This is a genomic window from Protofrankia sp. CiP1_Cm_nod1, assembly GCF_920888515.1.
Classification (GTDB): domain Bacteria; phylum Actinomycetota; class Actinomycetes; order Frankiales; family Frankiaceae; genus Protofrankia.
In genome coordinates this window covers 1-3,825 of record NZ_CAKKTM010000464.1, presented here as the reverse complement: position 1 = coordinate 3,825, position 3,825 = coordinate 1, and the positions used below count along the sequence as shown (strand labels likewise).

The window sequence follows — 3,825 nt, the reverse complement described above, 5'->3', positions numbered from 1 at the left end:
TGACGACAGCCGGCAGGGACGCGCCGGGCGGGTGAGATGCGCCTGCCCGGCGGGAACTGTCCGACAGGCGCCCATCCAGAATGATCATCCGATGTGACGGGTGAACAAGGCCGCCTGCCCGGCGGAAGCCCCTGAGCGGGGTGCGCCGGGCAGGCGGGATGCACCGAGGTGCCAGGACTCGCCGAGCGGCGGCCCGGCCGGTTGGTGGACGGTCAGCGGTCGGGGGTCAGTGCCTCCTCGAGGCCCGCGGCGGCGGCCTTCTCGAAGTCGTCCTTGAACGCCGTGAGCAGGGCCTGCAGGCCGGGGTCGCTCAGGGCGAGGATCTGGGTGGCCAGCACGGCGGCGTTCGTGGAGTTGTTCAGCCCCACCGTGGCGACCGGCACCCCCGGCGGCATCTGCACGATGGCGAGCAGGGAGTCCATACCGTCCAGCGCCCCACCCGTGATCGGGACGCCGATCACGGGCAGTGTTGTCAGCGCGGCGACGGTTCCGGGCAGGGCCGCGGCGAGCCCGGCGCCGGCGATGACGACCTCGATACCACGGGTGGCCAGCTCGCCCACGTACTCCGCGAGGGTGCGGGGGGCGCGGTGGGCCGACACCGACACCTGCTCGTAGGGGACACCGAAGCGCTCCAGGGTCGCGCCGGCCTTGCTCATCGTCTGGGCATCCGAAGGGGAGCCGTAGACGATGGCAACCTTCGGTGACTGCACGTTCGGGCCGCTCCGAGGGATCTCGCTCATACCTGCTTGCTCACTCACCTTCTGGACGACTGGCTGATCGTAGGTGGACGACTGGCTGGCCGGACGCGGGAAGCCCGGGGCGGGCACCGCCCACCCGGCGGCCTACGGCGTCCCCGGGTGGGCGGACACGCCGGACACGCCGGACACGCCGGGCAGGGCGGATATCGGCGGCACAGGCGTCAGTACCTCTGCCCCCACGGCTCCCATGGTTCTCCTTGGCCCCCGTGGCGGGGGATCCGGATCCGCGCGGATCCGGATCCCCCGCATCTGCTGTATCTTCCGGATCCCGTGGCCCGGCTGTGCTGATCTGTCTGGTCAGGAACCTCGCTCCGCCGACCCGCCGGCCCCGCCGCCGGGCGCCGCCTGCCGGGTCGGGACGCCGATGCGGGTCAGGTCGCCGATGTCGGTCCGGTAGTGCGCTCCGGCCAGCGACAGACGGCTGATCGCCTCGTAGGCCGAGCCTCTCGCGGCCTCCAGATGTGACCCGATTGCAGTTACGCACAGTACACGTCCGCCGGACGACACGATCCTGCCGTCGGCGTCCCGGCGGGTGCCCGCATGCAGGATGTCCACGCCGGTGAGGGCCTGCGCGGCGGCGAGGCCACTGATCGGGTCACCGATTTTTGGTGACTGTGGGTAGCCAGAAGCGGCGACGACCACCGTGACCGCCGCGCCGGCGCGCCACACCGGCGCCCGGCGCCCCGACAGCACGTCGGTCAGTGGCGTGGCCAGCAGCGCCAGGATCGCCTGCACCTCGGGGTCGCCGAACCGGACGTTGAACTCCACGACCCGCATCCCGCGGGAGGTCAGCGCGAGACCGGCGTAGAGCAGGCCGGAGAACGGCGTGCCACGGCGGGCCATCTCGCCCACCACGGGTCTGATCACTGTGTCGACGACCTCCGGGACGAGCCCGGGCGGCGCCCACGGCAGCGGCGCGTAGGCACCCATCCCGCCGGTGTTCGGCCCGGTGTCGCCGTCTCCGGCCCGTTTGTGGTCCTGCGCGGGCAGCAGCGGCACGACCGTGCCGGCCTCCGTGACGATCGCGAACAGCGAGACCTCGGGGCCGTCCAGATACTCCTCGATCACAACCCGGTCGTCCGCCCGGCGCAGGCAGGACCGCACGGCCGCCACCGCCTCCGCCCGGTCGGTCGTCACGGTGACGCCCTTGCCGGCGGCCAGCCCGTCGTACTTGACGACGTAGGGCGGGCCGAACTCGTCGAGGTCGGCCAGGGCCGGCTCGATCTCGGTGTGGTCACGGGCGGCCGCGGTCGAGACGCCCGCCGCGCGCATCACGTCCTTGGCGAACGCCTTGCTGCCCTCCAGGCGTGCCGCCGCGGCGGACGGCCCGAAGCAGGCCAGCCCACGGGCCCGCAGCTCGTCGGCTGCCCCGGCGACCAGGGGGACCTCCGGCCCGATGATGGTCAGATCGGCCTGGACGGCCTGCGCGAGGGCCGCGACGGCGTCCGGGTCGCCGACGTCGAGCGGACGCGGCTCGGCGAGATCCGCGGTGCCGGCGTTGCCCGGGGCGCAGACGACCGAGCCCACGGCCGGGTCGTGCGACAGCGCCCGGCACAGGGCATGCTCCCGGCCGCCGGAGCCGACGACGAGCACTTTCACCGCGTCACCTGTTACCCACTGCCACCGCCGGGCCGGTCGCCGCCGCTGAACGAACCGTCAGCACGGAACGAGCGGCTGCCGCCGAACGAGCTGTTACCGTCGGAGCCGCCACTGCCGTGGGAAGGGCCGCCACCGGAGCGGTCGCTGCCGTCGCTGCCGTCGGAACGGCCGTTGCCGTCTGCCGGGCTGCCGTCTGCCCGACCGGTGGCCGGTGGCCGGCCGTGCGCGCGGTCACGGGCCCTGCGTGGGAACCGGTATGGGAGGGCACGCGGTACAGGGTAGCGCCCAGCGCGATCAACTTTCCGGCCTGGCCCGGCCGCGGGATGTGCTCAAGGTGTGATAACCGTGGGCGCTCCGGGCGAAAACGAACACATTTCGTGACGGACGCCTGGCTGGCGCTCGCCGGGATCCGCGCGGGCGGTGTGTGCCCTGCCCGGCCGCGCGCCCGCTCCGCACCCGCGGGCCCATGCGCCCACGTACGCCCACGGGTGTCTGCCGGGACCGCCTGTCCAGCCGGGACCGCCTACAGGATGACCCCGGCGCGCCACAGCGTGTGTGCCAGGCCGTACACCAACTGCTGCGCGCAGCGCCGGGCATCCACCTCGGCCATGGAGCCGATGACCGCGTGGACGTCCACCGGCCACACCCGGACATCGCGGCCCAGGGCGTACAGGGCCCCGGGGTTGTCCCGGCCCTCGAAGGCCCGCCCGTCGCGGTCGACGAAAAGGTGCAGGCAGCGGCCCGTGTACGGGAACTCCTCGTTACGCCAGTACAGCACCGGCCAGACCAGCGGTGACGTGACGTGCCGGCCGCGCCGGCGGTCCCTGGCCTGCCCGGAGCCGCGCCGACCGGCCTTCCCATCGTCGCTCCCGCCGTTGGTGATCTCCGTCGGGAGCCGCCCGGCCGCGTCGTGACCGGCGGTGTCGTGGCTGGCCGGGCCGGCAGCGGTGGGAGCCGGGATCGGAAGCGGCGCCGGGTCCCACTGCTGCCGGCGGCGCCCACCGCGGGCCACCGGTGGCAGGCGCTGCGGGAGCACGCGGACGCTTACGTCCGGTGAGAGATTCTGGGCCGCGCAGATGGCGAGGAACTCGGCGATCTGCCTGTCCACATGGGTGGCGACGGCGTCCGCCCGCCTGCGGCGCTGCTCCTCGGCGCGGTTGGCGCTGCGGACGGCGTAGCTGCCGCGAACGACCACCTCCACCAGGCCGGCGGGAGGTACGTCGCCGATGGGTGAGAAGCCGACCGGCCGGGCATGCGCGCCGACGCCCTGCCGTACCGCCTGCGGCTGGGTGACCAGGCCGGCGGCGTGCGCCACCGGCGTCCGGTGGGCCGGCAGGGAACCGACGGGGCCGGCCGGGGCGGCCGGACCGGACGTGCCGCCCGCCGCCGGCCTGCCACCGCGCGGCAGGCCGGTCCGTGGGATGCCGGGTTCCAGCCGGTGGCCGTCGGGGCCGGGGCGGGTGGGGGC

3 protein-coding genes are annotated in these 3,825 nt (G+C 74.3%); all 3 read right to left on the bottom strand.

The window, feature by feature from the left end; translation table 11 throughout:
- Nucleotides 1-212: 212 nt before the first annotated feature.
- Nucleotides 213-740 (bottom strand): 5-(carboxyamino)imidazole ribonucleotide mutase, encoded by a 528-nt coding sequence (purE, locus tag NBX02_RS22005; protein ID WP_250281941.1) that lies wholly within the window; start codon nucleotides 738-740, stop codon nucleotides 213-215.
- A gap of 315 nt (nucleotides 741-1,055) precedes the next feature.
- A complete protein-coding gene (gene purD, locus NBX02_RS22000; protein WP_250281938.1) occupies nucleotides 1,056-2,357 on the bottom strand; it encodes a phosphoribosylamine--glycine ligase in 1,302 nt (433 codons plus the stop codon).
- Between the two features lie 523 nt (nucleotides 2,358-2,880).
- Nucleotides 2,881-3,825 (bottom strand): hypothetical protein (locus tag NBX02_RS21995; protein WP_250292896.1); only part of this gene is annotated, 945 nt, incomplete at its 5' end.